The organism is Streptomyces sp. NPDC007162 (assembly GCF_040634175.1).
GTDB lineage: Bacteria > Actinomycetota > Actinomycetes > Streptomycetales > Streptomycetaceae > Streptomyces.
In genome coordinates this window covers 1-5,051 of record NZ_JBEYFC010000584.1, presented here as the reverse complement: position 1 = coordinate 5,051, position 5,051 = coordinate 1, and the positions used below count along the sequence as shown (strand labels likewise).

The window sequence follows — 5,051 nt, the reverse complement described above, 5'->3', positions numbered from 1 at the left end:
TCCTGTATGGCCCTTGAACCGGGCGTGGCCAGGCTCACGGACTACTGGGCGCCCTCCGAGTGACACCGGCGGGCGGCCGCGGTACGACGGACCACCGACGGCGGCCGCGCGGCACGACCAGGGCCCGGTACCGATCCTCTCGGTACCGGGCCCTTAGAGGCCGTGTGCCGGCGGATCAGCCCTCCTCGAGGGTGTCAGCCGCCTCCACCTCTTCACGGGTGACGCCCAGCAGGTACAGGACCGTGTCCAGGAACGGGAAGTTCACCGCCGTGTGGGCGGCCTCGCGGACCACCGGCTTGGCGTTGAAGGCGACTCCGAGACCCGCCGCGTTCAGCATGTCCAGGTCGTTGGCGCCGTCACCGATGGCCACCGTCTGCGACAGCGGTACGCCCGCCTCGGCCGCGAACCGGCGCAGCAGCCGCGCCTTCCCCGCCCGGTCCACGATCTCGCCGGTCACCCGGCCGGTCAGCTTCCCGTCGACGATCTCCAGCGTGTTGGCCTGGGCGAAGTCCAGCCCCAGCCGCTCCCGCAGATCGTCGGTGACCTGGGTGAAACCGCCCGAGACGACCCCGACTTGGTAGCCGAGCCGCTTCAGCGTGCGGATCAGGGTCCGCGCTCCCGGCGTCAGCCGCACATCGGCGCGCACCTTCTGCACCACCGACTCGTCCAGCCCTTTCAGCAGCGCCACGCGCGCGTGCAACGACTGTTCGAAGTCCAGTTCGCCGCGCATCGCTGCCGCGGTCACCTCGGCGACCTGGTCCTCACAGCCGGCGTGCGCGGCGAAGAGCTCGATCACCTCGTCCTGGATGAGCGTCGAGTCCACGTCCATGACGACCAGCCGCTGGGCCCGCCGGTGCAGGCCGGCCGCGACGACCGCGACGTCCACACCGAGCTCCGCCGCGTCGGAGGCCAGGGCGGTGCGCAGAGGCTCGGTCGCCACGCCGGACACCGCGAACTCCACAGCCGTCACCGGGTACTTGGCGAGCCGGAAGATACGGTCGATGTTGCCGCCGGTCTTCGCGATCCGGGCCGCGATGGCGGCCGTCGACTCGGCGGTCAGCGGGTGGCCGAGGACGGTGACCAGGGAACGGCCGATACCACGCGGGCGGTTGTCGCCGCGTCCGGAGATGATCTCCGCCTGCATCTTCATCGACTCGGCCCAGCTGTGCACGGTCGCCCTGAGATCGCCCTCGAGCCCTGCCGGGGGCTGGGTCACCAGCGCGCACAGCACCAGGCGACCTCGCGTCACGACCTGCTCGATGTCGACCACGTCGACCATGTACGCGGCAAGGGTGTCGAAGAGGCCGGCCGTGATGCCCGGCCTGTCCTTGCCGAAAATCTTGACGAGGAGAGTGGGGACCTCGGAGGTCTGCGGATCGCTCATGGTGTAACCACCGTAACCGGCACGCAGTGCCTGCGGCGCAGGTGGTCCGCCTGACGGACACGGAACAATAGGTGTCGGGCCGGTGTCGGAGGCTTTGCTTCCGGGCTACGGGCGAACGTGCGTGCGACGTCAGGGGGCGGTTCGCGTCGTATTCCACCGCATCCTCCGCACGGGTCGACGCCGGGACACCCGGGGGTGTGGGCGCCGCACGGACCCCGCGCGCCCCGGCGGGGCGGCCGGTCTCACCGGCGGGGCCGCCCGGGCGGAGGCGGGGGAGGGGGCGGAGGCGGCGGCGGTGGAGACGGCGGACCGGTGTTCGGGCCGTCCGGAGCCCCGTCACCCCGACGCGGCCCCGGTCGGCGCCGTGGCTCCAGCGGCCGGGCCATGGTGGGGGCGCCGTACACATCGTCGGAGCCGGGCGGTACGTCGGAGGAGTCCCCGCCGTTCCCGGCCCGGGTCTCCTCCGAGGACCGGTGGCTGCCGGCAGACGGCGAGTCCGGTGGCGCCGGTGTGCCCGGCGGCACCCGGCGCCCCGGCACACCCGGACCACCGGCCGGCGCCGCGCCGGACCCCGGTCCCTGCTCCCCCGGCACCGGCCGCTCGTAGGACTCGCGCCCTGGCGACCCCCATACGCCACCGACGCCCGACCCACCCCCGGCGTCCGACCCCCAGCCGCGAGACTCTGCCCCCGGCCCGGCCCCCATGCCCGGTTCCCGGTCGCGGGGTTCCTGTACCCAGTCGGGCCAGGGCCGTCGGTCGTGTCCCCGCTCCCGCAGGTCGTCCGGCACCCGGAGGTAGGGGTTGGTGTCGGGATTCGGCGGGCGGTACCGGTTCCCCGGCGCGTACGGTCCAGCCGCCCCGCTGTCGCCCCTGCCCGGAGCCCCGGCCGCCACCGCATACGCCGACCCGCCGCCCCGGGCCCCGCGCCCCCCGTCACCCAGTGCCGCCGGTGCCGCCCGTGATCCCGCCGCGCCGGTCACCCAGGTCAGCAGCGCCCCCGTCGCGCCCGCCGCCGCACCCCAGGCCGCCCCGAGGAGCAGCGCCATTCCCCAGTGCCCGTGCAGCTCCACCCCCGCACCGAACGCGTCGAAGCCCAGCACCGACAGGGAGGCGTCCACCGACACGTCCGTCAGCCAGGCCAGCAGCGGCAGCGCGAGCGCGGTCGCGATCCCCAACCGCACGGCACACCGTCCGGCGAAACCGAGCGCTCCCCGGCCCGCACCCCCTCCCTGTCCCGCCGCGGCTCCCGGCCCCACCGGCGTCCGTACCGCCGTGAACACCCCCGCCAGCAGCATCAGCAGGGCCGCGGCGACCCCCAGCAGCCACACCCGTCCGTCCAGGCCGGCCAGGCGCCCCAGGGTCACCGACTGGTCGGACTTCGAGGTCAGCAGCTCGTCCAGGGGGTGGGGCAGGAACGTGGTCAGGACGCCCGTCGCCCTGCCGTCGAAGGGGACGAGGAGGCCGATCGGGATGCCGAGCCAGACCCCGTTGGGGGCGCCGAGCAGGGTCGCGCCCGCAATGCGCGCCGGGTGCGGGTCGCCGATCGCCGCGTAGGCCGCCGCCGCCCACCCCGCGGCCACGGCCACCAGCAGGACCGTCACCAGCGCCGAGGCGGCCGGCCGTACCACCCGGTGCACGGCCTCCCAGCCGGGTGGCAGCGGAGTGCGGCGCGAGGCCAGCAGGGCGATCAGCAGGATGCCGGTGCACCAGCCGAGGCCACCGGCGAGGGTCGCCGCGGTGTCCACGCTGAAACCGACCGCCGCGTTCGCCTTCACGAGGTCGCCGAGGCGGTCCGGGAGCAACCCGCCGACATCTCCGATGCCGGGGATCCTCAGACCGCCTCCGCCTCCGCCTCCGCCGCCCGCCCCCGTCAGCCTGTCCAGCCCGAGCGCACCGCCGTCGATGGTCACGACCGAGTGCCCCGCCCACGCGAGACCGCCCAGCGTCGCCACGAAGAGCACGATCAAGGAGCCCGCACGGGCCAGCAGTTCGGCGGGGGCGATCACCATGCCGGCCGTGCGCAGGGACCGTAAGAAGAACCATGACAAAAGGAGCGCACCGACCAGGCTCACGCCCAGTGGCGTGATCTCGACGGCCGTCGTGGCCTCCGCGCCCTTCAGGCCGAATGCGGACAGATCCCCGGTCGGCGTGACCGAACCGCCCGCCCCGAGCGCCACAACCGCCGCTGTCATGGGGCCGAGTGAGCCCGCGGCGTCGGCCCGCAGCAGGTGCAGGCCGAGCGCCGCCGTACCCGCCATGCCGATCAACGCCCAGCTCACGGCCGCGATCGCGGACAGCAGGATGTCGACCCACGGCAGCCGGGTACCGAGGCGCGTGCTGTCGGCTCCCGTGCCGGAAGTGCCAGACATACCTGATGCGCCAGATGTGCCAGATGTGCCAGAACTCATGGCAGACCCCCCCGATCCGCGAACGCCCGGGGCCGCTCCGTCGCGCTTGTCCCCCTCGCGTGAATTACCACTCTCCGGCCCGTTTTCAACCCCGTCAACGGAAAGAGTCGAAGCGCTCGTGCGAGCTCTCCACAAGGCCCGACTTTCGGTCAGGGGGCGGAGCCTGAAATAGTTCCCGACGATGTTCGACATCCCTAGACTCCCTGTGATGGGGGTAACTCGGGGGACTACTCATGGGGCTTGGCGTGCCGGAACTCGTACTGGAATCAAACGGACGTACCTGGACGCTCGATCCGTCCAGGGCCTACACCCTCGGACGTGATCCGCAGGGGGACATCGTGTTCGACGACGCCAGGGTCTCCTGGCGGCACGCCACGATCAGCTTCGACGGCCGCAGTTGGGGCATCGAGGACCACGGCAGCACCAACGGCACCTTCGTGCAGAGCCGGCGGATCCAGCGCATGGAGATCGGTCCGGGCTCGGCCGTGCACCTCGGCAACGCCAACGACGGACCGCGCCTGAACCTCTCCGGCGCCGCCGCCCCGCGGTCCCAGCAGCAGGCCGCGCCCCAGGTCACACCGCAGGGCGCGCAGCCGTACGCGGCCCAGGGGGCGGGCGGTGCCGGCTGGTCCCAGCCGCCGGCTCCGCAGCCGCAGGCTCAGCAACAGGGCTGGCAGCAGGCCCCGTCGGCGATCCCGCAGCAGCAGGGAGCCCCGGCCATGGCCTCCGCTGGTGGCGCGGGGGCGCCGCCGGTCTACGGCGACCGCAGCCCGACCACGTTCCACCAGTTCTCCATCGGCCGGGTGATGCGCATCGGCCGTGCCCTGGAGAACGAGTTGGTGGTGTCCGACCTCCAGGTCTCGCGCCACCACGCCGAGTTCCACTCCACGCCCGACGGCCGCATGGAGATCCGCGACCTCGGCTCCCACAACGGCACGTACGTCAACGGTCAGCCGATCGCCAAGGGCGGCAGCGCCCTGCTCGGCCCGAACGACATCGTCGGCGTCGGCCACTCCACCTTCCGGATCGTCGGCGACCGGCTGGAGGAGTTCGTCGACACCGGTGAGGTCTCCTTCTCCGCGCGTCGCCTGACCGTCACGGTCGACGGTGGCAAGCAGATCCTCAAGGACGTCTCCTTCGGTGTCCCGGAGAAGTCCCTGATCGCGGTCATCGGCCCGTCGGGATCCGGCAAGTCGACCCTGCTCAAGGCGCTCACCGGATACCGCCCGGCCGACGAGGGGGAGGTGCTCTACGACAAC

At 72.9% G+C, this 5,051-nt stretch carries 3 protein-coding genes; 1 reads left to right on the top strand and 2 read right to left on the bottom strand.

All coding sequences use genetic code 11. The annotated features are described in order from the left end of the window. Positions 1-175 precede the first annotated feature (175 nt). Entirely contained in the window at positions 176-1,384 is a 1,209-nt protein-coding gene (serB, locus tag ABZ646_RS39795; RefSeq protein WP_360530588.1) for a phosphoserine phosphatase SerB, read from the bottom strand. A 242-nt stretch (positions 1,385-1,626) separates the two neighbouring features. Beyond that, positions 1,627-3,753 carry a streptophobe family protein gene (locus ABZ646_RS39790; protein WP_360530585.1) on the bottom strand — a complete coding sequence of 709 codons (2,127 nt, stop codon included), beginning with the start codon at positions 3,751-3,753 and terminating at the stop codon, positions 1,627-1,629. Positions 3,754-4,025: 272 nt separating this feature from the next. On the opposite strand from ABZ646_RS39790, the gene ABZ646_RS39785 reads away from it, so the two are divergent. After that, a partial coding sequence (locus tag ABZ646_RS39785) for an FHA domain-containing protein (protein WP_360530582.1) occupies positions 4,026-5,051 on the top strand: 1,026 nt, incomplete at its 3' end.